Genomic DNA, 23,707 nt, shown 5'->3' on the forward strand with positions numbered 1-23,707 from the left:
CACGCACGGACGACCCGGAGGACACCCCGCCGACCGACACCCCCTGACGACCCGGGGCGCCCGGGGGGGGGGGGGGGGGGGGGGGGGCCGCGGGGGGGGGGGGGGCGGGGGGGCCCCCCCCCCCCCCCCGCCGCTGCGCCTCAGTGCCTCAGTGGTGGAAGCCGGTCGCCGCCTCCTTGTCCCTCGTCAGGGGCCGCGACTGGCAGCGCAGTTCGGGCAGGAGGCGGGCCAGGTCCTCCAGGAACAGCTGGGCGAGGTCGGAGGAGAAGCCGTTGCGGCACACCACCCTCAGCACGGAGAGGTCCTCACGGTGGGCGGGGAAGGTGTACGCGGGCAGCAGCCAGCCCCGCTCCCGCATGCGCCGGGACACGTCGAAGACGTCGAACGCCGTGACGTCCGGGGCCGTGGTGAACGCGAACACCGGCAGCTGATCGCCCCGGGTGAGGAGCCGGAACTCGTCGAGGGCCCCGATCCGTTCCGCGAGCCCCATGGCGACGTCCCGGGTCGTCTGCTGGACGGCCCGGTAGCCCTCCCGGCCCAGCCGCAGGAACGTGTAGTACTGCGCCACCACCTGGGCGCCGGGCCGGGAGAAGTTGAGCGCGAAGGTCGGCATGTCGCCGCCCAGGTAGTTCACCCGGAAGACCAGCTCCTCCGGCAGCTCGGCGGGCGAGCGCCACAGCGCCCAGCCGACACCCGGGTAGACCAGCCCGTACTTGTGCCCCGAGGTGTTGATGGAGGAGACCCGCGGCAGCCGGAAGTCCCAGACCAGGTCCTCGTCCACGAAGGGCGCCACCATCGCGCCGGACGCGCCGTCCACATGGACGGGGATGTCCAGACCCGTGCGCTCCTGCAACTCGTCCAGTACGGCGCAGAGTTCGGCGATCGGCTCGTACGACCCGTCGAAGGTGGAGCCGAGGACGCCGACGACCCCGATGGTGTTCTCGTCGCACAGCTCGGCGGCGGCCCGCGGGTCGAGGTGGAAGCGGTCGCCCTCCATGGGCACCTGGCGGGCCTCGACCTCCCAGAAGTTGCAGAACTTGTCCCAGCAGACCTGCACGTTGACGCCCATGACGAGGTTCGGGCGGGCTCCCGGGTACCGGTCCGCGTTGCGCTTGGCCCAGCGGCGCTTGAGCGCCATGCCGGCGAGCATGCACGCCTCGCTCGACCCGGTCGTCGAACACCCGACGGCGGTGGCCGGATCCGGCGCGTTCCACAGCTCGGCGAGCATCGCCACGCACCGGCGCTCCAGCTCGGCCGTGCGCGGGTACTCATCCTTGTCGATCATGTTCTTGTCGCGGCACTCACCGAGCAGTATGTCGGCCTGTGGCTCCATCCAGGTGGTGACGAAGGTCGCCAGGTTGAGCCGGGAGTTGCCGTCCAGCATCAGCTCGTCGCGCACCAGCTGATAGGCGGTGGAGGGCGTCAGCGGTCCGTCCGGCAGCCGGTGCTGGGGCGGTGCCTCGGTCATGCCGCCGACCGGATTCGCCTCCCCGTAGAAGGGGTTGACGGTCGAGGGGTGCTCGTCGGACTTCGCGGGGCCTTTGTGGAGCGCCATGATGCCTCCGGTCGTCTGGGCGGGGCCCAGGGGGTCGAGAAGGTCCAGGGCTCCATGGTGGGCCACCTCCTCGCCAAAAGCGGGTAAAGCCGACATCGCGCGGGGTGGTTTTCCTGCTTGCACCTCACGTGACGTGAGGCGTCAGCCTGGACCGCGTACCGAAAAGGCCGAAGAAGAGGCCGACGAAAAGGCCGGGGAAAAGGCCGAAAGGCAGGAGGCGGAGGCCATGAGCCACCCCGTGGGACAGGTCGCCGGTCTCGCCGGAGTGACGGTGCGGACGCTGCACCACTACGACGAGATCGGACTGCTCGTGCCGAGCGGTCGCAGCCACGCGGGCCACCGGCGTTACAGCGACGCCGACCTCGACCGGCTGCAGCAGATCCTGTTCTACCGGGAGCTGGGGTTTCCGCTCGACGAGGTCGCGGCCCTGCTCGACGATCCGGCGGCGGACCCGCGCGCGGAACTGCGCCGGCGGCACAGCCTGCTGACCGCCCGGATCGAGAAGCTGCAGAAGATGGCCGCGGCCGTGGAGCACGCCATGGAGGCACGCACGATGGGCATCAACCTCACACCCGAGGAGAAATTCGAGGTCTTCGGCGGCAAGGACCCCGAGGAGCACGCAGAGGAGGCCGAGAGCCGCTGGGGCGGCACGGAGGCGTACGCCGAGTCGCAGCGTCGCGCCGCCCGCTACGGCAAGGACGACTGGAAGCGCATGCAGGCCGAGGTCGCCTCCTGGGGCGGGCGCTACGACACCCTCATGGCGTCCGGCGAACCCGCCACGGGGGAGCCGGCCATGGACATGGCCGAGGAGCACCGGCAGCACATCACCCGCTGGTTCTACGAGTGCACGTACGACATACATCGCGGGCTCGGCGAGATGTACGTGTCCGACGAACGGTTCAAGGAGTTCTACGACTCCATGCGCCCGGGGCTCGCCGAGCACCTCAGGGACGCGATCACGGCGAACGCGGCGCGGCACGAGGCGTAGGGCCCCGCACGGGAACAGCGGCCCGGTAAGGGGCGTCCGCAATGGCGGACGCCCCTTACCGGCCCCTTTCCGAAGGGACGCGCTACTCCTTGACCATCACCACGGCCGTGCCGTACGCGCACACTTCCGTGCCCACGTCCTGCGCGTCCGTCACGTCGAAGCGGAACATCAGCACGCCGTTGGCGCCCCGTGCCCTTGCCTGCTCGACGAGCCGTTCCATGGCCTGGTTGCGGGTCTCCACCAAGGTCTTGGTGAGGCCCTTCAGCTCGCCGCCGATCATCGACTTCAGCCCCGCGCCGATCTGGCTGCCCAGATGCCTGGAGCGGACGGTCAGCCCGAAGACCTCGCCGATGACCTGCTCGACCCGGTAGCCGGGTACGTCGTTCGTCGTCACGACCAGCACGTCGGGCTGGGGGCCCTGACCGCCGCCGTATTCTTCGATACCCATGGCTCACAGCTTTGTCCCAGTCGGGGCACAGTGCATCCTGTAGGAGCCGGTGGAACCTGGTCACATCGTGGCGCGTTGATAACTTTGGTCGGCCACACCTTCGCCCGCCGCCGCATCCACCACCCTCAGGAGCCCGGAAACGTGACGACGCTTGCCCTTGGCCCAAGCTGGTTGGATCCGGACTACCTGCTGGACTCGTTCGGTATCTGGGGCCTGCTCCTGATCGTCTTCGCCGAGTCGGGCCTGCTCATCGGCTTCTTCCTGCCGGGTGACTCGCTGCTGTTCACGGCGGGCATGCTGATCACCGCCGGCACCCTGGACTTCCCGCTGTGGGGCGCCATCGCGCTGATCTGTCTCGCCGCGATCCTCGGCGACCAGGCCGGCTACATGTTCGGCAAGAAGGTCGGCCCGTCGCTCTTCACCCGGCCGGACTCCCGCCTCTTCAAGCAGGAGAACGTCGCCAAGGCGCACGAGTTCTTCGAGAAGTACGGCCCGAAGTCGCTGGTGCTGGCCCGCTTCGTGCCCATCGTGCGTACGTTCACGCCGATCATCGCCGGCGTCAGCGGCATGAAGTACCGCTCGTTCCTGATCTTCAACGTGCTCGGCGGCGTCCTGTGGGGCGCGGGTGTCACGGCGCTCGGTTCCTGGCTCGGCAGCATCGAGTTCGTCCACAAGAACATCGAGCCGATCCTGCTCCTGATCGTCTTCATCTCGGTGGTCCCGATCATCATCGAGTTCCTGCGCGCCCGCGGTAAGTCCAAGAAGAACGCGGCGAACGGCTCGCAGGACGAGCCCCAGGCCGGCCACGCCCAGCAGGCGCCCCCCGTGATGGACGACCGCACGGCCCAGCTCCGCCAGATCCCGCAGCCCCACCAGAACGGCTACGACCAGCAGTACGACCCCCGGCACGGCCAGGACCAGGGCTACGGGGACCAGGGCCAGCAGCAGTACGACCAGTACGGCAACCAGAACCAGGACTACTACCAGCAGCAGCCGTACGGCCAGGACCAGAATTACGGCCAGGACCAGAACTACGGCCGGCAGCAGTACCCGCAGGGCTACGGGCAGAACGACCAGCAGTACCCCGAGGACCAGCAGCAGTACCAGCAGGGCCAGCCGTACCAGCAAGGCCGGCAGCAGTACCCGTACGGCCAGGACTACGGCCGCAACTGATCAGCGCCCCCAGCAGCCCGCGCCCCTCAGGGGCGCGGGGAACTGCGCGCTCAGCCACAGACGGCCGACAGCCGACATTGCGGCCGTCGGCCGAACGGCAGCACAGGGCATCCCACCTAGAACCCTCGGGTCCGCTTCGCAGCCCGCCGCGCACCGGCGGCAGCCCCCGGCAACCGCAGGAACAACCGCGAGATCTCGGACCCCAGGTTCATCCCGATGGCGATGGCCATCGCGAGCGCGGCCGCCTTGGAGAGCTGCACGAGACCTTGGTCGACGTCGTTCTGGGCGATGGCGAGCAGCCCGAAGTACGTCGCGGAACCGGGCAGCAGCGGCCCGATCGCGGCGGTCGTGTACGGCAGCGCGGAGGCGAACCGGTAGCGCGACATGAGCTGCCCGAAGAGCCCCACCAGACCGGCGGCCACCGCCGTCGAGGCGACCGGTGAGATCTCGCCCGCGTAGTGCATCGCGCCGTACACGCTCCACGCGACCCCGCCGTTGAGGGTCACGATCAGCACGGTCGACCGTTCCTGCTGGAGGAGCACGGCGAAGGCGAGCGTCAGGAGCATCGACGCGCCGATCTGCCACAGCGGCCGGTTGGTGGACAGCAGGGCCGCGTCCGGGTTGAGCTGGGCGCCCAGCGTCACGCCGAAGTACAGGATCACCAGGACGCCGATGACGATGCCGACGTAGAAGTACATGACTTCCAGGAGCCGGGCCGACGCGGTGATGTAGTAGCCGGTCAGCCCGTCCTGCACGCCCGCGACGAGCGCCCGTCCGGGCAGCAGCGCGAACAGCCCACCGGTGATCACCGCGGACGCCCGTACGTCGACGTGCGCGATCGTGAGCGCCGCTCCCAGCGCGGCGGCCGGCATCGCGGCCACCGTGAACTGGTAGAACTCCGGCAGCCCGCGCCCGGCGCACAGCCACGCCAGCCGGTCGCCCAGCATCGCGCCGACGACCGCCGCGACGAACACGATGACGTCACCACCGACGAGCACGGAGGCCGCGCCCGCCAGCAGTCCGGTGGCGAGGGTCAGCACCCAGCCGCTGTACGGGTGCCGGTTGCGGCGGATCTCGGCGAGCCGCCGGTAGGCCTCCTCGAGGGAGACCTCGGTCTCGTCGTCGCTGATGTCGTCGACGAGCTGGTACACGGCCGCGAGCCGCGTGTAGTCGGTGCCCCGGCGCCGCACGGTCCGCGACGCGGTCACCGGGTCGTCGACCAGCGACGGCTGGTACGAGATCGACAGCAGGGTGAAGGTGACGTTCGGCTCGCAGCGGTCGAGGCCGTAGGAGCGGCAGACGGCGAACATCGCCGCGTCCACGTCCTCGGCGCCCTCCCCGCCCGCGAGCAGCAGCTCACCGACACGCAGGGTCAGGTCGAGGACGCGCGGCACGGCCGGGCCCTCGTCCTCCGTCTTCTGCACGGTCTCGGGCACGGGCCGGTCGGCGACCGGCATGCGCAGCATCGTGCGCATCCGGTCCTGCCAGGGGGCGTCCTTGATGAGGTCGACCCGCGGTATGCCCGCCGGGGGAGTGAAGGCGGGCGGCGCGTCCCTGGAGCTGTACGTCCTCGGCATGCTGAACGCCGACCCCTCGGGGGGATCGGCGGCGGGTGTCTGCGGAACGCCGTAGCCCTTGGGCAGCGCGAACTCGGACGTCGTCGAGGACTCCTCCTCGACCGGCGGGGCCTGTGTCACCACACCGCTCGGCGCGACGAAGGCGCTGCGGGCCTCGTCCGACTGCGGCTTGCGGTCCTCGGCGTCCGATTCCGTCACGCACTACTCCTGGTTCGCACGTCCAGTACGCCCCAGTATGCGCACTGATACACCAACGGGCCGCGCAACCCGGTCGGGGTCGCGCGGCCCGCAGGACAGAGGGGGATCAGTGACCGCCCGCGTCCTTGGCACGCTTGTACGAACGCTCGATCTCGGCCTCGGCGTCCGTGCGGCCGACCCAGTTGGCACCCTCGACGGACTTGCCCGGCTCCAGGTCCTTGTAGACCTCGAAGAAGTGCTGGATCTCCAGACGGTCGAACTCCGACACGTGGTGGATGTCCCGCAGGTGCTCCACGCGCGGGTCGTGCGCGGGGACGCACAGCAGCTTGTCGTCGCCGCCGGCCTCGTCCGTCATACGGAACATGCCGATCGTGCGGCACTGGATGAGGCAACCGGGGAAGGTCGGCTCGTCCAGGATGACCAGCGCGTCCAGCGGGTCGCCGTCCTCGCCGAGGGTGTTCTCGACGAAGCCGTAGTCGGCCGGGTAGCTGGTCGAGGTGAAGAGGCGACGGTCCAGACGGATCCGACCGGTCTCGTGGTCCACCTCGTACTTGTTCCGTGAACCCTTCGGAATCTCGATCGTGACGTCGAACTCCACCGGTGGCTCCTCCATGATCAACACATAGTTCTGGTGGTTAAGTGTCCCTCACGCAGGTGTGTGATCGCGAAAGGGGCTGGTGGTCGTGCCAGAGCTGAGGGCTTGGCGGGCCGCGAGACCGCATGTGGTGCGGGTCGCGCGATCCGTGGGACCGCAACTCGTACGGGCGGCGGAAGCCGTGAAGCCACCGCTCGTACGGGCGGCGGAAGCTGTGAAACCACCGCTCGCCCGGGCGACAGGAGTCATGAAACCGCTGGTCAGGCGGCCGTCCGCCGTGCAGTTCACGACGGGTGCCGCCGCCCTCGGACTCGTCGTGGCGGCCACCGTGGTCACCGCGGCCGGGCCCTGGGACTCCACCGGTCAGCGTACGGCGGAGCGCGACCGGGCCGCATCGTGGGAGCGCGCAGGTGGCGCAGATCACGGATCGGTGCCCGGTACGTCCGGCAAGGAGCCGGCGCCCGCGCCGAGCGCCGTGTCCGTGCTCGCCGGCGTCGGCGGCTCCGTCGGTTCCGTGCCGTCGCCCACGGAGAAGGCCCTGGGAGGCGTCCTGGGGCCGCTGCTCGACAACCCCTCGCTCGGTTCGAGCCGCGCGGGCGTCGTCGTCGACATGGCCACCGGCAAGCGGCTGTACGGCAAGGGCGCGGACACCGCGCTGACCCCGGCCTCCACCACGAAGATCGCCACGGCCGTCGCGGCGCTCACCGCGGCCGGTCCCGACCACCGCATCGCGACCCGGGCGGTCCTGGAACCCGGCACCGAGGAGGTCGTCCTCGTCGGCGGCGGCGATCCCACGCTGACCGCCCGCAAGGACGCGAACGGCAACGCGAGCCTGCGCGACCTCGCCGACGACACGGCCCGCGCCCTCAAGTCCCGCAAGGCCAAGACCGACAAGGGCGGCAAGGGCGGCAAGGCGGGTGAGGTGACGCTCTCGTACGACACCTCGCTGTACGCGGGCTCCGCCGTGCACCCCATCGGCGCGGGCAACACCAACCTCGCCCCGGTCACCGCCCTGATGGCCGACGAGGGCCGCCTCGACGACTCCTCCAGCGGGCCCGCGGACCGCAGCGACGACCCGGCGGCCGACGCGGCCAAGAAGTTCGCCGACCTCCTGCACGAACGGGGCATCAAGACCACGGTCCCCGGCACCTCCAAGGCGTCGGCCCGTGCCAAGACCCTCGCCACGGTCAAGTCGCCGCCCCTGTCCGCACTCGTCGAACGCATGCTGACCAGCAGCGACAACGACATCGCCGAGGCACTCGCCCGCCAGACCGCCCTCGCCGCGGACGAACCGGCGAGCTTCAAGGGCGGCGGCGCGGCGACCCACGAACAGCTGAAGAAGCTCGGACTGCCGCTCAAGGGGGCGAAGTTCGCGGACGGCAGCGGTCTGGACCGCGCGGACAAACTCACCGCGGACCTGCTCACGGCCCTGCTGGCCGAGGCCGCCGACCCGGACCGCCCGGAACTGCGACCGGTCCTCACGGGCCTGCCCGTCGCGGGCTTCACCGGCACCCTCAGCAAGCGGTACGCGGGCCAGCCCGGCACCGGCCTCGTACGGGCCAAGACCGGCACCCTGACAGGCGTGCACACCCTCGCGGGCACGGTCGTGGACACCGATGGCCGCCTCCTGGCCTTCGCGTTCCTCACCGAGTCCGACCCGCCCACGGACGCGGCAACCACCCAGCAGGGCCTGGACGCCCTGGCCTCGACCCTGGCGACGTGCGGCTGCAACTAACGAGCTCGTGCACGGCCTACCGTGCACGAGCTCGTTAGCTCCGCACCGCGCCTCGGGGGCGCCGCGTCGTCCGCTTGCCTGCGGGCCGGTGGGGGCCGGCCGCGCAGTTCCCCGCGCCCCTGAAAAGCGACAGGCCGCCCTGCAGCCCCGCCCCTCGAGGGGCGCGGGGAACTGCGCGCTCAGCCCCCACCGGCCCGCGGGCGAGCGACCAGGGGTTCGAAGGGGCGCGCGGAACCGAGTGCCAGGCTGCGACGGACCCGCATGGTCCGACAAGGCGCACCCCACGGCCCACCCCTGCCCCCAGCGGCAGCGCTCACGTACGGTTGGCAGCATGACGAGCATCCGTGGTGCCGAGATGGTCGACTGGAATCTCGCGGTGGCGACCGCGACCCGGCTGGTACGGCCGGGCCCAGAGGTGAGCCGCGACGAGGCCAGGGCCGTCGTCGCCGAGCTGCGCCGGCATGCAAAGGCGTCGGAGGAGCACGTCCGCGGCTTCACGCGGATGGGCGGGGACGACCTCCACGACACCCCGGTTCTGGTCGTCGACCGCCCGGGCTGGGTCCGGGCGAACGTCGCCGGGTTCCGCGAGATCCTCAAACCGCTGCTCGACAAGATGCAGGAACGTCGCGGCAGCGGCCCGGGCGGAGCCGTCCTCGGCGCCGTCGGCGGCAAGGTCACCGGCGTCGAGCTGGGCATGCTGCTGTCCTTCCTGTCCTCCAGGGTCCTGGGCCAATACGAGACGTTCGCCCCGGCCACCCGGGAACTGCCCGCCGGGCAGAACGGCGGCGGCAGGCTCCTCCTGGTGGCGCCGAACATCGTGCACGTGGAGCGCGAACTCGACGTCCAGCCCCACGACTTCAGGCTCTGGGTCTGCCTCCACGAGGAGACCCACCGCACGCAGTTCACGGCCGTGCCCTGGCTGCGCGACCACCTTGAGGGTGAAATCCAGTCTTTCTTGGGAGAGACCGAGGTCGACCCCATGACCGTCCTGGAACGCGTCCGCGAAGCCGCCCAGTCCCTCTCCGGCAGCCGCCCCGAGGGCGAGGAGGGCGACGAGGCCCGTTCCATCGTCGAGATCGTGCAGACCCCCGCCCAGCGCGAGATCCTCGGCCGCCTCACCGCGGTGATGTCACTCCTGGAGGGGCACGCCGACTTCGTGATGGACGGCGTCGGCCCCGCCGTGGTCCCGTCCGTCGCCGAGATCCGCGAGAAGTTCCAGCAGCGGCGCGCCCGCGGCGCCTCCCGCCTGGACCTCGCCCTGCGCAAGCTGCTGGGCCTGGACGCGAAGCTGCGCCAGTACCGGGACGGCGAGCGGTTCGTCCGCGCGGTCGTGGACGAGGTGGGCATGGACGGCTTCAACCGTGTGTGGACCTCGCCGAACACACTTCCCACCAAGTCGGAGATCGCCAAACCCGCGGACTGGGTCGCGCGGGTGCACCGTAAGGCAGAGTCGTGAATTGAATTCGGCCGACGGCAGGTGAACGCCCCTCCAATCACCCGTCCGAGGGACCGTGAGGCATGGGTAGGCGTGCAATGCTCGGGGAACGGCCCGGTTCTGTCACCATCGACACACTCTGAGTGACCGAACCCGGGCTCACCCCCCGACAATTTCATGAAGGGAACCGGACATGGGTCCCCATCCTGCGGTCGCGGCGATACGCCTGGCGGTCCGCCGCGTACTCCATGACGTCCTCACCGATCACGCCCCCGCACGCGCCCCCGGCCAGACCCCCGACGCGCCCTCGCGCGCGCCGCTCGTACTGGTCGCGTGCTCCGGCGGCGCCGACTCCATGGCGCTCGCCTCCGCCCTCGCCTTCGAGGCTCCCAAGCTCGGCGTCCGCGCCGGCGGCGTCACCGTCGACCACGGCCTGCAGTCCGGGTCCGACCTGCGCGCCGACGAGGTCGTCCTGCGGCTCACCGAACTCGGACTGGCCCCCGCCGAGTCCGTCGCGGTCACCGTAGGCCGGGAGGGCGGCCCCGAAGCCGCCGCCCGCGACGCGCGGTACGCCGCTCTGGACGCCACCGCCGAGCGGCACGGCGCCACCGCCGTCCTCCTCGGCCACACGCGCGACGACCAGGCCGAAACCGTCCTGCTGGGCCTCGCCCGCGGCTCCGGGACGCGCTCCCTGTCCGGCATGGCCGCCGTCTCCGGAGGACCGGGCGCCGACCGCCGCTACCGCCGTCCCTTCCTGCACCTGGACCGGCAGACTGCCCGCAAGGCCTGCATGGTCCAGTCGCTGCCCGTCTGGGACGACCCGCACAACGCCGATCCGGCGTACACCCGCTCCCGGCTGCGCCACGAGGGGCTGCCCGCCCTGGAGAAGGCGCTCGGCAAGGGCGTCGTCGAAGCACTCGCCCGTACGGCCCAGCTGTCCCGTGACGACGCCGACGCGCTCGACGCGTGGGCCGGCCGGGCCGAGGCCTCCGTACGCGACGCGACGGGCCTCCTGGAGTGCGCCAAGCTCTACGCCCTGCCGCCCGCCGTGCGCCGCCGCATCCTGCGCCGGGCCGCCATCGAGGCCGGGGCGCCCGCCGGTTCGCTGTTCGCCCGGCACATCGAGGAGATCGACCGGCTGATCACCGGCTGGCGCGGCCAGGGAGCCATCAACCTCCCGGGCAAGGTCGTCGCCCAGCGGCAGGGTGGCAGACTGGTGATTCGGCAAGGCTGAAAAAGAGTCGCCCTTCGGGTGGCGACTCCCCCGGAGGGCAACCCCTTCGGGGAGCGGTCCCTCTTCGCCGAGGGACCGGGAAGCAGCCGGTGGGACGACCGAAAGTGATGCGGGTGGACGCGAAAGACCTGGGCACCGACCTCCAGTCGGTGCTCATCACCAAGGAAGAGATCGACGCGAAGCTGGTCGAGCTGGCCGCGAAGATCGACGCGGAGTACGCGGGCAAGGACCTGCTGATCGTCGGTGTCCTCAAGGGCGCCGTGATGGTCATGGCGGACCTGGCCCGGGCCCTGTCCACCCCCGTCACCATGGACTGGATGGCCGTCTCCTCGTACGGCGCGGGCACCCAGTCCTCCGGAGTGGTGCGGATCCTCAAGGACCTCGACACCGACATCAAGGGCAAGCACGTCCTGATCGTCGAGGACATCATCGACTCCGGTCTGACGCTGTCCTGGCTGATCTCCAACCTCGGCTCCCGCGAGCCCGCGTCCCTCAAGGTGTGCACGCTGCTGCGCAAGCCCGAGGCCGCGAAGGTCGCGATCGACGTGGAGTGGGTCGGCTTCGACATCCCGAACGAATTCGTCATCGGGTACGGCCTCGACTACGCGGAGAAGTACCGGAACCTCCCGTTCGTCGGTACGCTCGCGCCTCATGTCTACGGCGGCTGAGGCACCCTGGACGGGTGACGCCCCCTGACGGGGCCCAGCCCCTGCAGTACGGCCGGGAACCCCAGAGGGTTTCGCGCCGTTGGAGCATACGTAGACGGGGCTTGTCAGCCGGACCGAGCAGCTTCCGGTGGCAATGCTGGGGTACCGTCCGAAGAACAGTCTTATCAAACTCACTATGGCAGGAGGGACGGGGCGGCACCGCTCCGTATGGATGGACGTGAAGCGATACTTCCGTGGGCCGGTCATGTGGATCGTGCTGGCCGTCCTTGCCGTGGTCGTGTTGATGCAGGTCGTCGGCTCGTCCGGCGGCTACAAGACGGTGGACACCGGCCAGGTCGTCCAGGCGATCAGTGACAACAAGGTCAAACAAGCCAAGATCACAACCGGCGACGAGCAGGTCATCAAGGCCGAGCTCAAGGACGGCGAAAAGATCGAGGGCAGCTCGAAGATCCAGGCGAGCTACATCGGCGACCAGGGTGTGAACCTGGCCACGACCCTCCAGGACAAGTTCCAGAACAAGCAGATCCCGGACGGCTACACGGTCTCGCCGACCAAGCAGAACGCTTTCGTCGGCATCCTGCTGTCCCTGCTTCCCTTCGTCCTCATCGTCGTCGTCTTCCTGTTCCTGATGAATCAGATGCAGGGCGGCGGCTCCCGCGTCATGCAGTTCGGGAAGTCCAAGGCGAAGCTCATCACCAAGGACACCCCGAAGACGACGTTCGCCGACGTGGCGGGCTCGGACGAGGCGGTCGAGGAACTCCACGAGATCAAGGAGTTCCTCCAGGAGCCGGCGAAGTTCCAGGCCGTCGGCGCCAAGATCCCCAAGGGCGTCCTGCTGTACGGGCCTCCCGGTACGGGCAAGACGCTGCTCGCGCGTGCCGTCGCGGGCGAGGCGGGCGTCCCCTTCTACTCGATCTCCGGTTCCGACTTCGTCGAGATGTTCGTCGGTGTCGGTGCCTCGCGTGTGCGTGACCTGTTCGAGCAGGCCAAGGCGAACGCCCCGGCGATCGTCTTCGTGGACGAGATCGACGCGGTCGGCCGCCATCGCGGCGCCGGCCTCGGCGGTGGCCACGACGAGCGCGAGCAGACGCTGAACCAGCTGCTCGTCGAGATGGACGGCTTCGACGTCAAGGGCGGCGTGATCCTCATCGCCGCGACGAACCGCCCGGACATCCTCGACCCGGCCCTGCTGCGCCCCGGCCGCTTCGACCGCCAGATCGCGGTCGACCGCCCGGACATGCTGGGCCGTCTGGAGATCCTCAAGGTCCACCAGAAGGGCAAGCCGGTCGCGCCGGACGTCGACCTGTCGGCCGTCGCGCGCCGTACGCCGGGCTTCACGGGCGCGGACCTGTCGAACGTGCTGAACGAAGCTGCGCTGCTCACCGCGCGCAGCAACCAGAAGCTGATCGACAACCACATGCTCGACGAGGCGATCGACCGTGTGGTCGCGGGCCCGCAGAAGCGGACCCGGATCATGTCGGACAAGGAGAAGAAGATCACCGCCTACCACGAGGGCGGACACGCCCTGGTCGCGGCGGCCTCACCGAACTCCGACCCGGTGCACAAGATCACGATCCTCTCCAGGGGCCGTGCTCTCGGCTACACGATGGTCCTGCCGGACGAGGACAAGTACTCCACGACCCGCAACGAGATGCTCGACCAGCTGGCATACATGCTGGGCGGGCGCGCGGCCGAGGAGCTCGTCTTCCACGACCCGACCACGGGTGCCGCGAACGACATCGAGAAGGCCACGGCAACGGCCCGCGCGATGGTCACGCAGTACGGCATGACCGAGCGCCTCGGCGCCATCAAGTTCGGCGGCGACAACACCGAGCCCTTCCTGGGCCGGGAGATGTCGCACCCGCGCGACTACTCGGAAGAGGTCGCCGCGCTCGTCGACGAAGAGGTCAAGAAGCTCATCGAGAACGCGCACAACGAGGCCTGGGAGATCCTGGTCGAGAACCGCGACGTGCTCGACGCGCTGGTGCTCCAGCTGCTGGAGAAGGAGACGCTGAGCAAGGAGCAGATCGCCGAGGTCTTCACCCCGCTCATCAAGCGTCCGGCCCGCCCCGCGTGGACCGGCTCCTCCCGCCGCACCCCGTCCACCCGCCCGCCGGTGCTCTCCCCCCGGGAGCTGTCACTGACGAACGGGACGAACGGCTCGGCCCCCGCGATCACCACCTCGAAGGCCAACACGTCCGCCGAGGCCCACCCGGTGACCGAGACGGCCCCCGAGGACCGCACCGAGAGCTGACAGCACCCTGGCTCCCGGCGCCCTCACCAGGCCCGGAATGCATGCCGCGCCCCCCAGGTTCTAGCCTGGGGGGCGCGGCATCTTCGTATGCCCGATGGCGATACGCGTGGTTCGCGCGTGTGAGAGGCACAGGAACGAGGCACGAGATGACCGACCCCGTGAGGCTGGACGGCGAGGGTGTGATCGGCGACTTCGACGAGAAGCGCGCCGAGAACGCCGTACGAGAACTGCTGATCGCGGTCGGCGAGGATCCGGACCGCGAAGGGCTGCGGGAGACGCCGGGGCGGGTCGCCCGGGCGTACCAGGAGATCTTCGCGGGGCTGCGGCAGCGGGCCGAGGACGTCCTGACGACGACGTTCGACCTGGGCCACGACGAGATGGTCCTCGTGAAGGACATCGAGGTGTTCTCGACCTGTGAGCACCATCTGGTGCCGTTCCGGGGTGTGGCGCACGTGGGCTACATCCCGAGCACGTCCGGGAAGATCACGGGCCTGTCGAAGCTCGCCCGGCTCGTGGACGTGTACGCGCGGCGGCCGCAGGTGCAGGAACGGCTCACCACGCAGATCGCCGACTCGCTGATGGAGATCCTTGAGCCGCGTGGGGTGATCGTGGTGGTGGAGTGCGAGCACATGTGCATGTCGATGCGGGGGATTCGTAAGCCGGGGGCCAAGACGATAACGTCCGCGGTTCGGGGGCAGTTGCGGGATGCGGCTACGCGTAACGAGGCGATGAGTCTCATCATGGCTCGTTGAGCGGATCGCTCCTGCGGGGTGGGAGCGGCAGCGGCTTGGAGGAACGTGCGGGTCCGTCGTGGCCGGCCGCGCAGTTCCCCGCGCCCCTCAAGAGGGGCTGCGCCCCGTCTTTGAGCGCGCCCCTGAAGGCAAAAGACTGCGCCGTTCCCCGCGCCCCTGAAGGCTAAAGACAAAGATTGCGCCGTTCCCCGCGCCCCTCGGGGGCGGGCTGTCAGGCCGGGGCCGTGTTGCCGTTCGTGTCGTCGTCTTCCGGGAGTTTGCAGACTCGTTCCAGGAAGAAGGCGGCCGCTATGACGGCCAGGCCCGCCAGGACCGAGAAGCCGGCGTAGATCGCCTGGTCGCGGCGGGCGGGGATGTCCAGCGACTCCAGCAGGAACGCGCCCGTGCCGCCGTACATCCCGGCGACGAGGGCCGCGACCAGCGCGCTGGCCTGGCCGAAGACGACCGCGCGGGCGGCCATCAGGGGGTCGACGCCCTTGGCGCCGGCCACCCGCTCGCGCTGGGCCTTCAGCCGGGACCGCAGGGAGAGCGCCGTGGCCAGCAGGACCACGGCGATCAGAGCCAGGACGATGGGGGCCGCCAGGGGGACCCGGGGCAGCGTGCCCACCGAGTTCCACAGGCGGGCACCTGCCCAGGACAGTACCCCGGCGACGAGGAACACCGCGGCCAGCGTCCTGATGCGCAGCTCTTTCACTCAGTCCCTCTCACGATGGCGTGTCCTGAAGCGTCTTGACCTTAACGACTACTCGGGCAGCTGGAGTTCCAGGTCGGCCCGGGGCGCGACACCGTCCCGGGTGACCGCGGCGAGCAGCTGTGCCACGGGGCCGCGGCCGGGCAGCTGGGCCTCGGGCTCCACGTCGTGCCAGGGGGCCAGGACGAAGGCCCGCTCGTGGGCGCGCGGGTGGGGGAGGGTCAGGGTCGGATCGTCGGAGACGACGTCCGCGTACGCCACGATGTCGACGTCGATCGTGCGGGGGCCCCAGTGCTCGTCCCGTACCCGGTGGAAGGCCTCCTCCACCGCGTGGGCCCGCTCCAGGAGCGAGGACGGGGGAAGAGTCGTCTTGAGGACGATCACCGCGTTGAAGTACGACGGCTGGCTGTCCGTCTCCACGCCCCACGGCTCGGTCTCGTACACCGGGGAGACGGCCTTGACGCGGACGCCGGGGGTGTCCTCCAGGGCGTCGATGGCTCCCTGGAGGGTCTCCAGGCGGTTGCCGAGGTTCGAGCCCAGGGAGATCACGGCCCGCCTGGGGTTGTGCAGGGTCGAGTCGGCGGCGTCCACCTGTTCGACCACGGAGGCGGGCACCGGCTGGACGGTCGGGTCGCTCTGGCCCTCGGTGAACGCTGTCATGCACGGCTCCGGATGATGGTGACGGTCACGTCGTCGAAGGGGACCGTGATCGGGGCGTCCGGCTTGTGGACGCACACCTCGACCTCCTGGACCCCGTCGTGCTTCAGACAGGTGGTGGCGATCTGCTCGGCGAGGGTCTCGATGAGGTTCACCGCGTCGCCCTGGACGACGGCCACGACCTCCTCCGCCACGATGCCGTAGTGCACGGTCTTCGTGAGGTCGTCGTCGGCCGCGGCGGGCCGGGTGTCCAGGCCCAGGACGAGGTCCACGATGAAGGTCTGGCCCTCTTCGCGTTCCTTGGGGAAGACGCCGTGGTGACCACGGGCCCTGAGGCCGCGCAGCGCGACACGATCCACGCGAATCACTCCTGCAATCGTCGGCGGGGACCGGTCACATTCCCCCTGTGCGGGGGCGGTACACCGGCCTCGAAAAAATCTACCCGCGGGCACTGACACGGCCGGTCGGCCGGGCCGCGGACCGGCGCCCCGGGGCCGGCGCCACGATCACCAACGTACTACGACGGTGATCGCCCGCCCGGCCCGCCTCGGCGCTGCGGCGGGCCGCAGCCGTTCTCAGGACGTCGGGTCGTCCGGCTCGTCCTCGTCGGTCTCGGCGAGGACGGGGGAGGCGTGGTGCGACCAGAGCTTCCAGCCGTCCGAGGTGCGGCGGAACACGTTCGTCGCGACGACGAGCTGGCCCACGAGCGGCCCGAGTTCGTCGCTGTCCTCGGGCGGGGGGCCGCCGCTGAGGATGTTCTCCGTGCAGGTCACCAGCGCGGTGTCACCGGTGACCGAGACATGCACGTCGGTCAGGAAGAACTGGATGTACTCGGTGTTCGCCATGATCAGCGCGTACGAGCGCAGGACCTCGCCGCGGCCGTTGAGGACCGGCCAGCCGGGGTGGACGCAGGAGACCTCACCGGCCTGCGCGGGGTCGTGGTACTCCTCGTCCTGGCCCAGGTCGGAGGGCGTCAGCCAGAGCGAGGACAGTTCCTCGAAGTCGCCCTGTTCCAGCGTCTCGTAGAAGGCCGTGTTGGCGAGTTCGACCTGTTCGACGTCCGTGTGCGGGGCGCTCACCGGGCTCCCTCGACGGTCGCGGCTCCCCGGGCGGTCCGCTCACCCTCCGCGGTGCGGGCGCCCTCCACGGCCCGGGCGACGCGGACGGCGTCGGCGGTGGCCCGTACCTCGTGGACGCGGACGGCCCACGCGCCCTGCTGGGCGGCGAGCGCGGAGACCGCGGCGGTGGCCGCGTCCCGCTCCCGGGCGGGCGGCGGGGCACCCTCCGGGCCCGCCAGTACGCGGCCGAGGAACCGCTTGCGGGACGCCGCCACCAGCAAGGGGTGGCCGATCTCCCGGAGACGGTCGAGGTGGGCGAGGAGGACGAGGTCGTGCCCGGCCTCCTTGGAGAAGCCGAGGCCCGGGTCGACGACGATGCGGTCCGGGGCGATGCCGCCCGCCAGAACGGCCTCCACGCGTGCGTGGAGCTCGTCGACGACTTCGGAGACGACGTCCTCGTACGACCCCCGGACGGTGCTGCCCTGGAGGAAGCCGCGCCAGTGCATGACCACGAAGGGGGCGCCCGCGGCGGCGACGGCGGGGATCATCGCCAGGTCGGCGAGGCCGCCGCTGACGTCGTTGACGAGGGCGGCGCCCGCCGCGAGCGAGCGCTCGGCCACGGAGGCGCGCATGGTGTCCACGGAGACCGTGACGCCCTCGGAGGCGAGGCCGCGGACGACCGGTATGACGCGTTTGAGCTCCTCCGCCTCGTCGACGCGGGCGGCGCCGGGGCGGGTGGACTCGCCGCCCACGTCGACCAGGTCCGCGCCCTCCGTGACCAGGTCGAGGCCGTGCTTGACGGCGGCGGTCGTGTCGAAGAAGCGTCCGCCGTCCGAGAAGGAATCGGGGGTCACGTTCACGACGCCCATGACCGCACAGCGGTCCCACGCCGGGAGCCCTGACACTTGCCCTCGCCCACTCATCTTGCTCATACCGTCCAGCCTAGGCCCACGGGGGCGGGTCACCCCTCACTGCCGTGGACCTGCCAGGACCGGCCGCCGCGCGGCACGGGGGTGGGCGTCGCGGGGCGGCCGGGGCTCGACGGGGGCCGGGGCGCTCAGGCCGCCCGTACGTCGTGTTCCGTCAGTGCGTGGGCGCACGGGCGGGGTGCCTTCGGGCGGCCGCGCAGGACGCGCGGGAGGGCGAGGCTCACGAAGCCCTCGGCCTGCAGGGCGGCGAGGCCGATGCGGGGGAGGTCGCGGGAGGTGCGGTAGACGACGAAGCGGGGCTCCCAGCCGGGGCGGAACTTGGCGTTGAACTTGTAGAGCGACTCGATCTGGAACCAGCGGGACAGGAACACCAGCAGACCGCGCCAGACCCGCAGGACCGGGCCCGCGCCGATCTTCTCGCCGCGGGCCAGGGCCGCGCGGAACATCGCGAAGTTCAGCGAGACCCGGGTGATGCCCAGGCGGGGCGCGGCCTGGAGGGCCGCCACGATGAGCAGTTCGTTCATGCCGGGGTCCGCCGAGCGGTCCCGGCGCATGAGGTCCAGGGAGACCCCGTCCACGCCCCAGGGGACGAAGTGGAGTACGGCCTTCAGGTCGCCGTACGGGCCGTGCCCGCCGTCCGCCTTGTGTGCCGTCGCGATGAGACAGTCGCCGTCCGCCGGGTCGCCGATGCGGCCGAGCGCCATGGAGAAGCCGCGCTCGGTGTCCGTGCCGCGCCAGTCCTCCGCGGCCCTGCGGATGCGGTCCAGCTCGCCCTCGCCCAGGTCACGGATGCGCCGTACCCGGGTCTCGTAGCCAGCCCGCTCGATGCGCTTCACCATCTGGCGCACGTTCCGCATCGCGCGCCCGGCCAGGGAGAAATCCGCGACCTCCACCACCGCCTCGTCGCCCAGTTCGAGGGCGTCGAGGCCGGTCTCGCGGGTCCAGACCTCGCCGCCGGTCTCGGAGCAGCCCATGACGGCCGGCGTCCAGGAGTGGGCCGTCGCCTCGTCCATGAAGCGCTCGATGGCGCCGGGCCAGGCCTCGACGTCGCCGATCGGGTCGCCGCTGGCGAGCATCACCCCGGAGACGACGCGGTAGGTCACGGCCGCCTTGCCGCTGGGGGAGAAGACGACTGCCTTGTCGCGGCGGAGCGCGAAGTGGCCGAGCGAGTCGCGCCCGCCGTGCTTGTCCAGGAGGGCGCGCAGGCGTACCTCGTCGTCCTCGGTGAGGCGCGCGGCCGGGTGTTCGGGACGGAAGGCCAGATAGATCGTGGTCACGGCGGTCAGCAGGCCCAGCGCGCCGAGCGAGAAGGCCACCGTCCAGGACGTGGTGCCCGTGTAGTCGAGGGGCCCCTCCAGGCCGAACAGGCCGTACAGCACGTGCTCGATACGGTCCGCGAGGCTCGGGTCGCCGATCATGCGGTGCGGGTGGGCGCTGACGACGACCAGGCCCAGCACGAGCGAACCGGCGCCCATCAGGACGAAGTTGGCGAGCGCCCGCCAGCGGCTGCGCGGGTCGGGCAGCGCCGTGAACTCGTCCCGGTGCCGCAGCAGCGGGACCAGCAGCGCCAGCGAGATGACCACGCCGACGAGCGAGTGACGGTACGTGAACTGGGCGAGGGCGCCCGCCGGGAGCAGGACCACCGCGGCCCGCCACGCCCGCCGTTTGCGCCGGCGCAGTCCGTGGGCCAGGAGGAGCAGCAGCACACCCGTACTGAGCGACAGCGCGGCGGCGAACGGGCCGAGCGCGCCCGGCAGTACCTCCGCGAGCGTGTGCATCCGGCTGTGGCGGAAGCGCGGGAAGACACCCGCGGCGATGTCCAGGACGCCCACGAGCGTGCAGGCCCGGGCGACCCAGGCGGGGACGGCCTCGGGGCGCGGACCGTGCAGGACGCGGCGCGGGACGTGCAGAACACGGCGCGCATCGCGCGGTGCGCCGCCCGGACGGCCGAGTGCGCCCCGCGGCCGGTCCGTTCGTTCCGGAACCTCGCCCGACTTTTCCCCATCTATCCTGACAGACATCGCATCCCGTGGTTCTGCGAGAGACCTTGAATCCGGTGCCAATCCGGCATCCGGCGACATTGCGCCCTCTAGGACGGCGTCTTGAGGAGCCAGGTTCACTCCCTTCCGGAAAACCGCTCCAAAGGGAAAGGAAAGACCGGGGCAAGGCACCGTGAAGGTAGCGGTGCGGCCACCGGTCGGAAAGCGCAGGCAGGAACAGCTCATGGGACTCACGAGCAACAAGGTGCTGGCACTGGTGGTCCTCGTCGCCGTGCTGCTGTTCGTCGGCACGGTGTGGTGCTGGCCGCTGCTCGCGCGCCGCGACTGGCGTGCCGTGTCGGGCCGTGTCGCCGTGCTGACGGCCACTCAGGTCGCGGTCTTCGCGTCGGTCGGCCTCGGCGCCAACCAGGCCTTCGGCTTCTACGCGAGCTGGGCCGACCTCCTCGGCCGGGAGTCCGGACAGGGCGTCGTGGTCGACCACGACCCCGGGGACACGGCCGGGCCGCTCCAGGTGGTCGGCACCCGGCAGGTCAACGTGTCCGGCGGGGCGCGGCCGCAGATCGGCGGCCAGCTCCAGAAGGTCGAACTGGTGGGCAGGCGCACGCACATCGCCAGTCCCGCGTACGTCTATCTGCCGCCGGAGTACTTCCAGCCGCGGTACCGCACCCGTACGTTCCCGGCCGCCGTCGTGCTCACCGGCTATCCCGGCACCGCGGAGGCGCTCGTCAAGGGCCTGCACTATCCGCAGACCGCCCACGCGCTGGCCAAGGACGGCCGCATGCAGCCGATGATCCTGGTCATGATGCGGCCGACCGTGGCGCCGCCGCGCGACACCGAGTGCGTGGACGTGCCCGGCGGGCCGCAGGCCGAGACGTTCTTCGCCCAGGACCTCCCCGACGCCGTGTCACATCACTACAGGGTGGGCGGAAAACCCGGCAGCTGGGGCATCGTCGGGGACTCGACGGGCGGCTACTGCGCGCTGAAACTGGCGATCCACCACCCGGGGACGTACGCCGCGGGGGCGGGCCTGTCCCCGTACTACCGGCCGCCGTCCGACCCCACGACGGGCGATCTCTTCCACGGGGACCAGGAGCTGCGCGACAGCGCCGATCTGGTCTGGTACCTGAAGCACCGGCCCGCGCCCGACACCTCGCTGCTCGTCAGCAGCAGCAGACAGGGCGAGAGCAACTACCGGGAGACGCTGCGGTTCATCGACCTGGTCGAGGCGAGGAAGCCCACCCGGATCTCGTCGATCATCCTCGACAGCGGCGGCCACAACTTCAACACCTGGCGGCGCGAGATCCCGGCGACCCTCCAGTGGCTCAGCGGCCGGCTGAGCGACCGCTGAGGGATCGCCGAGCGACGGCTGAGGGATAGCTGCGCGGCCGTGATCGTCGAGCGACCGCCGAACGAACGCCGGTCGAGGGCTTCCGGCGGCGGTCGTACGCGAATACGCGGCGAAGTCCGCTGAATTCACCGGCCCGAGGATTTCTGCCGATCTCGGGAAGTCCCGTGGCAAGGCCGGTGATCTCGGCCCGGTGGCGAATGCGAGGAGCTTGATCGAGAAGTGGCCCGGCGGCCATGGGGGAGTCCGCGCCGAATAGGCGGACCGCGGACGGACGGCGTGGGACCCGTGCGGCTGCTGGTGGCGGGCCCAAGTCGGTTTCCGGGAGGGGCCGGTGCGGGGATTGTCCGGTGAAGGGGCGGTGAGAAGGTTTCGGTGTGGCTGCGTTTTGCTCTGCGGGGCACCATCATTCGCCTACGCGCGGTAAGTTTCTGGCCATGCCACGAGGACGTCACCGCCATTCCCCACCTCTGCACCGGCTGTTGCCCCCCTCGGCGATCGCAGGCGTATCCGTCGTCTGCGCCGTGGGGCCATGGCTGTTCTCCGAACCGATGGTGCTCCGAGGGCTGGCCGCGGGCGCCGCGCTGACGGCCGTCATGGGTGCGATCGTCATGCGCCGCTGGGACGCCTCGGCGGGCAGGCGCGTCGCGGACCTCGCACGCGGGCGCGCGAGCGACGAGTGGCGTCACGAGGAGCGGGTCGCCGAACTGGAGAGCGATCTCGACGAGTCGCGCGAACTCCGTACGAAGCTGGAACAGCGGCTGCGCGCCAAGCGTGCCGAGCTGGCCGGACTGCGCAACGAGCACGCCGCGCTGCTGAGGCGGTACGCCACGGCGGAGACCGAGCGGGCCACCGCCCTGGAGGGCCGCCGGCTCCTGGAGATAGAGGCCGCGCCGGCCCCGGAGGAACCCGTCACGGACCCGACGGCCGAGGAGACGGCTCCCGAGGGATCCGCCGACGCGGCTCCCGAGGCCGCGCTGCCCGAGGCGACGACGGCGACGGTCCAGGCGGCCCTGGCGGCGTCCTCCGCGGCCTCGGTCCTCTACGTGAAGGCCAACTCGGCGCTGGACCGGCTCCTGGGGGCCCGCAAGGGCGCCGCGGTCGGCGAGGCGGCTCAGTCGGACGACGCGGATGCCTCGAAGGCCGACTCGAAGACTTCGAAGGCTTCGGACACCTCGGACGACGACGGGTCCACGGCCAAGCCCTCCACAAACCAGTCCTCCACGGCCGAGTCCGCGGACGAGACCGCCGTCGAGGCCGTCTCGGAGGAGTCCGGCCCGGTGCGGGCCGACTCGCCGGCGGACGCGTCCATAGCCGCCGACGCAGAAGCCAAGGCTGAAACCGGGACCGAAGCGGAAGCTGAAACCGGGACCGATGCCGAAGCCGGTTCGGCGCAGGCCGACGCCGTCGCGAACACCGCGACCGTCGACGACCCCGCCCCGGAGGACCCCGACACCGACGGTCCCGCGCCGACCACGCCCCCCAAGGGCGGCCCGGCCAAGCGGACTCCCGCGAAGGGCGGTGCCCGGAAGGGTTCGCCGTCGCCGGGCGGCCCCGGCAAGGGCGCGCCCAGGCCGGGTGGTTCCCCGAAGGCCGCCGCCGCTTCCGCCGCGGGCGGCGCCATGACGGGGGCGCCGAAGGGCGACACCCGGCAGGAGGGCGAGGCGCTGGGGAAGCCCGAGGCGGTCGGCGGGCATGAGCGCACGGCCGCCGCGTCCGCCCCGAGGCCCGTACAGGCCACCGCGACCGAGACCGTACGGGCCCACGCACAGCCCGCCGAGACCGCACAGCCCGCCGAGACCGCGCAGCCCGCCGGGACCGCCCGGCCCCGCGCCAGGTCCGGCGCCGTCGGCGTGACGTCCCTGCAGTCCACTGCGACCCGCACCGCGTCCCGGCCCGCGCCGGACACCACGCACGCGCCGGCCCCGGAGTCCTCGCCGGGCGGCGCCCTCGCGCGTCCCACCCCGTCGGAGGTGGCCCGCGTACAGCAGCCGCCCGCGGCCGAGGCCGGTCCGTCGCCGACGAGCGCCGCCGCGCTGACGCCCGCCGCGCGGCCCCCGCGCCCCGCCGGACACTTCACCGTGCCCACGGCCGTGGCGGTCGCACCGGCCACGCCCGTGCGGCGCCCCTCCGTCGAGGGCGGCTTCGACTTCTTCGGTACGCAGAAGGGCGCGGAGACGCTGCAGGCCGTGCAGAACGAGGACCTCGCCGACGTGATCGGGCAGGAGGCGCTCGCGCTCCACAAGGCCGAGGGCGAGTCCGGCTTCAAGCCCGTCAGCGAGGAGTCGCGCGGTGTCGGCCAGGTCATCGACCTGACCGCGCACGACGAGACGGAACGCATCGACCTGACGGAACTGCGGAGCGCGGTCTCCTAGGAGAGGTCCCGACCTCGGGACCCAGGAACGGCGACATGGG

The 23,707-nt window shown here is 71.1% G+C and carries 20 protein-coding genes; 10 read left to right on the top strand and 10 right to left on the bottom strand.

Annotated features, from left to right (window positions below; genetic code table 11):
• Positions 1-148 precede the first annotated feature (148 nt).
• Positions 149-1,555 carry a glutamate decarboxylase gene (locus tag ACZ60E_RS41290; protein ID WP_384801785.1) on the bottom strand — a complete coding sequence of 469 codons (1,407 nt, stop codon included), beginning with the start codon at positions 1,553-1,555 and terminating at the stop codon, positions 149-151.
• A 226-nt stretch (positions 1,556-1,781) separates the two neighbouring features.
• Between ACZ60E_RS41290 and ACZ60E_RS41295 the strand changes: the two genes are divergently transcribed.
• On the top strand, positions 1,782-2,543 hold the full coding sequence (locus ACZ60E_RS41295; RefSeq protein ID WP_469447341.1) for a MerR family transcriptional regulator: 762 nt from the start codon (positions 1,782-1,784) through the stop codon (positions 2,541-2,543).
• Positions 2,544-2,625: 82 nt separating this feature from the next.
• Here ACZ60E_RS41295 and ACZ60E_RS41300 read toward each other — a convergent pair whose 3' ends face one another.
• Complete coding sequence (locus tag ACZ60E_RS41300; RefSeq protein WP_189773216.1) at positions 2,626-2,991, bottom strand: YbjQ family protein; 366 nt, start codon at positions 2,989-2,991, stop codon at positions 2,626-2,628.
• A 141-nt stretch (positions 2,992-3,132) separates the two neighbouring features.
• Here ACZ60E_RS41300 and ACZ60E_RS41305 point away from each other — a divergent pair, with 141 nt between their 5' ends.
• Complete coding sequence (locus tag ACZ60E_RS41305; RefSeq protein WP_469447343.1) at positions 3,133-4,164, top strand: DedA family protein; 1,032 nt, start codon at positions 3,133-3,135, stop codon at positions 4,162-4,164.
• A gap of 116 nt (positions 4,165-4,280) precedes the next feature.
• On the opposite strand, the gene ACZ60E_RS41310 is transcribed toward ACZ60E_RS41305, so the two are convergent.
• Both ACZ60E_RS41310 and ACZ60E_RS41315 read right to left on the bottom strand, forming a co-directional pair.
• Positions 4,281-5,939 (bottom strand): threonine/serine exporter family protein, encoded by a 1,659-nt coding sequence (locus tag ACZ60E_RS41310; RefSeq protein WP_469447345.1) that lies wholly within the window; start codon positions 5,937-5,939, stop codon positions 4,281-4,283.
• A gap of 106 nt (positions 5,940-6,045) precedes the next feature.
• Entirely contained in the window at positions 6,046-6,537 is a 492-nt protein-coding gene (locus ACZ60E_RS41315) for an inorganic diphosphatase (RefSeq protein ID WP_107018199.1), read from the bottom strand.
• Positions 6,538-6,616: 79 nt separating this feature from the next.
• Between ACZ60E_RS41315 and dacB the strand changes: the two genes are divergently transcribed.
• The 6 genes from dacB to folE all read left to right on the top strand — a co-directional run bounded on the left by dacB (position 6,617) and on the right by folE (position 14,612).
• Positions 6,617-8,269 carry a D-alanyl-D-alanine carboxypeptidase/D-alanyl-D-alanine endopeptidase gene (gene dacB, locus ACZ60E_RS41320; protein WP_469447347.1) on the top strand — a complete coding sequence of 551 codons (1,653 nt, stop codon included), beginning with the start codon at positions 6,617-6,619 and terminating at the stop codon, positions 8,267-8,269.
• Positions 8,270-8,600: 331 nt separating this feature from the next.
• Positions 8,601-9,725 (top strand): zinc-dependent metalloprotease, encoded by a 1,125-nt coding sequence (locus ACZ60E_RS41325; RefSeq protein WP_384801632.1) that lies wholly within the window; start codon positions 8,601-8,603, stop codon positions 9,723-9,725.
• A gap of 172 nt (positions 9,726-9,897) precedes the next feature.
• Positions 9,898-10,938: a tRNA lysidine(34) synthetase TilS gene (gene tilS, locus ACZ60E_RS41330; protein ID WP_384801635.1), complete on the top strand. Its 1,041-nt coding sequence runs from the start codon at positions 9,898-9,900 to the stop codon at positions 10,936-10,938.
• Positions 10,939-11,045: 107 nt separating this feature from the next.
• Positions 11,046-11,606, top strand: coding sequence for a hypoxanthine phosphoribosyltransferase (gene hpt / locus ACZ60E_RS41335; RefSeq protein ID WP_189773346.1), 561 nt, complete (start codon positions 11,046-11,048; stop codon positions 11,604-11,606).
• 211 nt (positions 11,607-11,817) lie between these two features.
• Positions 11,818-13,860: an ATP-dependent zinc metalloprotease FtsH gene (ftsH, locus tag ACZ60E_RS41340; protein ID WP_384801789.1), complete on the top strand. Its 2,043-nt coding sequence runs from the start codon at positions 11,818-11,820 to the stop codon at positions 13,858-13,860.
• A gap of 146 nt (positions 13,861-14,006) precedes the next feature.
• Complete coding sequence (folE, locus tag ACZ60E_RS41345; protein ID WP_107022328.1) at positions 14,007-14,612, top strand: GTP cyclohydrolase I FolE; 606 nt, start codon at positions 14,007-14,009, stop codon at positions 14,610-14,612.
• 211 nt (positions 14,613-14,823) lie between these two features.
• Here folE and ACZ60E_RS41350 read toward each other — a convergent pair whose 3' ends face one another.
• The 6 genes from ACZ60E_RS41350 to ACZ60E_RS41375 all read right to left on the bottom strand — a co-directional run bounded on the left by ACZ60E_RS41350 (position 14,824) and on the right by ACZ60E_RS41375 (position 19,968).
• A complete protein-coding gene (locus ACZ60E_RS41350; RefSeq protein ID WP_366785715.1) occupies positions 14,824-15,306 on the bottom strand; it encodes a DUF3180 domain-containing protein in 483 nt (160 codons plus the stop codon).
• A gap of 48 nt (positions 15,307-15,354) precedes the next feature.
• Complete coding sequence (folK, locus tag ACZ60E_RS41355; protein WP_384801639.1) at positions 15,355-15,963, bottom strand: 2-amino-4-hydroxy-6-hydroxymethyldihydropteridine diphosphokinase; 609 nt, start codon at positions 15,961-15,963, stop codon at positions 15,355-15,357.
• Complete coding sequence (folB, locus tag ACZ60E_RS41360; RefSeq protein WP_384801642.1) at positions 15,960-16,319, bottom strand: dihydroneopterin aldolase; 360 nt, start codon at positions 16,317-16,319, stop codon at positions 15,960-15,962. The genes folK and folB overlap by 4 nt, the downstream gene beginning before the upstream one ends.
• Before the next feature lie 216 nt (positions 16,320-16,535).
• Entirely contained in the window at positions 16,536-17,039 is a 504-nt protein-coding gene (locus tag ACZ60E_RS41365; protein ID WP_469447352.1) for a nuclear transport factor 2 family protein, read from the bottom strand.
• Entirely contained in the window at positions 17,036-17,950 is a 915-nt protein-coding gene (gene folP / locus ACZ60E_RS41370) for a dihydropteroate synthase (RefSeq protein ID WP_469447353.1), read from the bottom strand. The genes ACZ60E_RS41365 and folP overlap by 4 nt, the downstream gene beginning before the upstream one ends.
• A gap of 125 nt (positions 17,951-18,075) precedes the next feature.
• Positions 18,076-19,968, bottom strand: a complete 1,893-nt coding sequence (locus ACZ60E_RS41375) for a phosphatidylglycerol lysyltransferase domain-containing protein (RefSeq protein WP_469447355.1) — start codon at positions 19,966-19,968, stop codon at positions 18,076-18,078.
• Positions 19,969-20,170: 202 nt separating this feature from the next.
• Between ACZ60E_RS41375 and ACZ60E_RS41380 the strand changes: the two genes are divergently transcribed.
• A complete protein-coding gene (locus ACZ60E_RS41380) occupies positions 20,171-21,295 on the top strand; it encodes an alpha/beta hydrolase (RefSeq protein WP_469447357.1) in 1,125 nt (374 codons plus the stop codon).
• A 434-nt stretch (positions 21,296-21,729) separates the two neighbouring features.
• Positions 21,730-23,667, top strand: coding sequence for a hypothetical protein (locus ACZ60E_RS41385; RefSeq protein WP_469447359.1), 1,938 nt, complete (start codon positions 21,730-21,732; stop codon positions 23,665-23,667).
• The last annotated feature ends 40 nt before the right edge of the window (positions 23,668-23,707 follow it).

This window comes from Streptomyces sp. NPDC102514 (assembly GCF_055584525.1).

Excerpts from the sequence above, each read along its gene's own strand:
- ACZ60E_RS41295 (WP_469447341.1), top strand. The coding sequence starts at position 1,782 with ATGAGCCACCCCGTGGGACAGGTCGCCGGTCTCGCCGGAGTGACGGTG.
- folK (WP_384801639.1), bottom strand. The coding sequence starts at position 15,963 with ATGACAGCGTTCACCGAGGGCCAGAGCGACCCGACCGTCCAGCCGGTG.
- hpt (WP_189773346.1), top strand. The coding sequence starts at position 11,046 with ATGCGGGTGGACGCGAAAGACCTGGGCACCGACCTCCAGTCGGTGCTC.
- folP (WP_469447353.1), bottom strand. The coding sequence starts at position 17,950 with ATGAGCAAGATGAGTGGGCGAGGGCAAGTGTCAGGGCTCCCGGCGTGG.
- ACZ60E_RS41380 (WP_469447357.1), top strand. The coding sequence starts at position 20,171 with ATGGGACTCACGAGCAACAAGGTGCTGGCACTGGTGGTCCTCGTCGCC.
- tilS (WP_384801635.1), top strand. The coding sequence starts at position 9,898 with ATGGGTCCCCATCCTGCGGTCGCGGCGATACGCCTGGCGGTCCGCCGC.
- folE (WP_107022328.1), top strand. The coding sequence starts at position 14,007 with ATGACCGACCCCGTGAGGCTGGACGGCGAGGGTGTGATCGGCGACTTC.
- ACZ60E_RS41375 (WP_469447355.1), bottom strand. The coding sequence starts at position 19,968 with ATGTCTGTCAGGATAGATGGGGAAAAGTCGGGCGAGGTTCCGGAACGA.
- ACZ60E_RS41325 (WP_384801632.1), top strand. The coding sequence starts at position 8,601 with ATGACGAGCATCCGTGGTGCCGAGATGGTCGACTGGAATCTCGCGGTG.
- ftsH (WP_384801789.1), top strand. The coding sequence starts at position 11,818 with ATGGACGTGAAGCGATACTTCCGTGGGCCGGTCATGTGGATCGTGCTG.
- ACZ60E_RS41385 (WP_469447359.1), top strand. The coding sequence starts at position 21,730 with ATGCCACGAGGACGTCACCGCCATTCCCCACCTCTGCACCGGCTGTTG.
- ACZ60E_RS41300 (WP_189773216.1), bottom strand. The coding sequence starts at position 2,991 with ATGGGTATCGAAGAATACGGCGGCGGTCAGGGCCCCCAGCCCGACGTG.
- ACZ60E_RS41290 (WP_384801785.1), bottom strand. The coding sequence starts at position 1,555 with ATGGCGCTCCACAAAGGCCCCGCGAAGTCCGACGAGCACCCCTCGACC.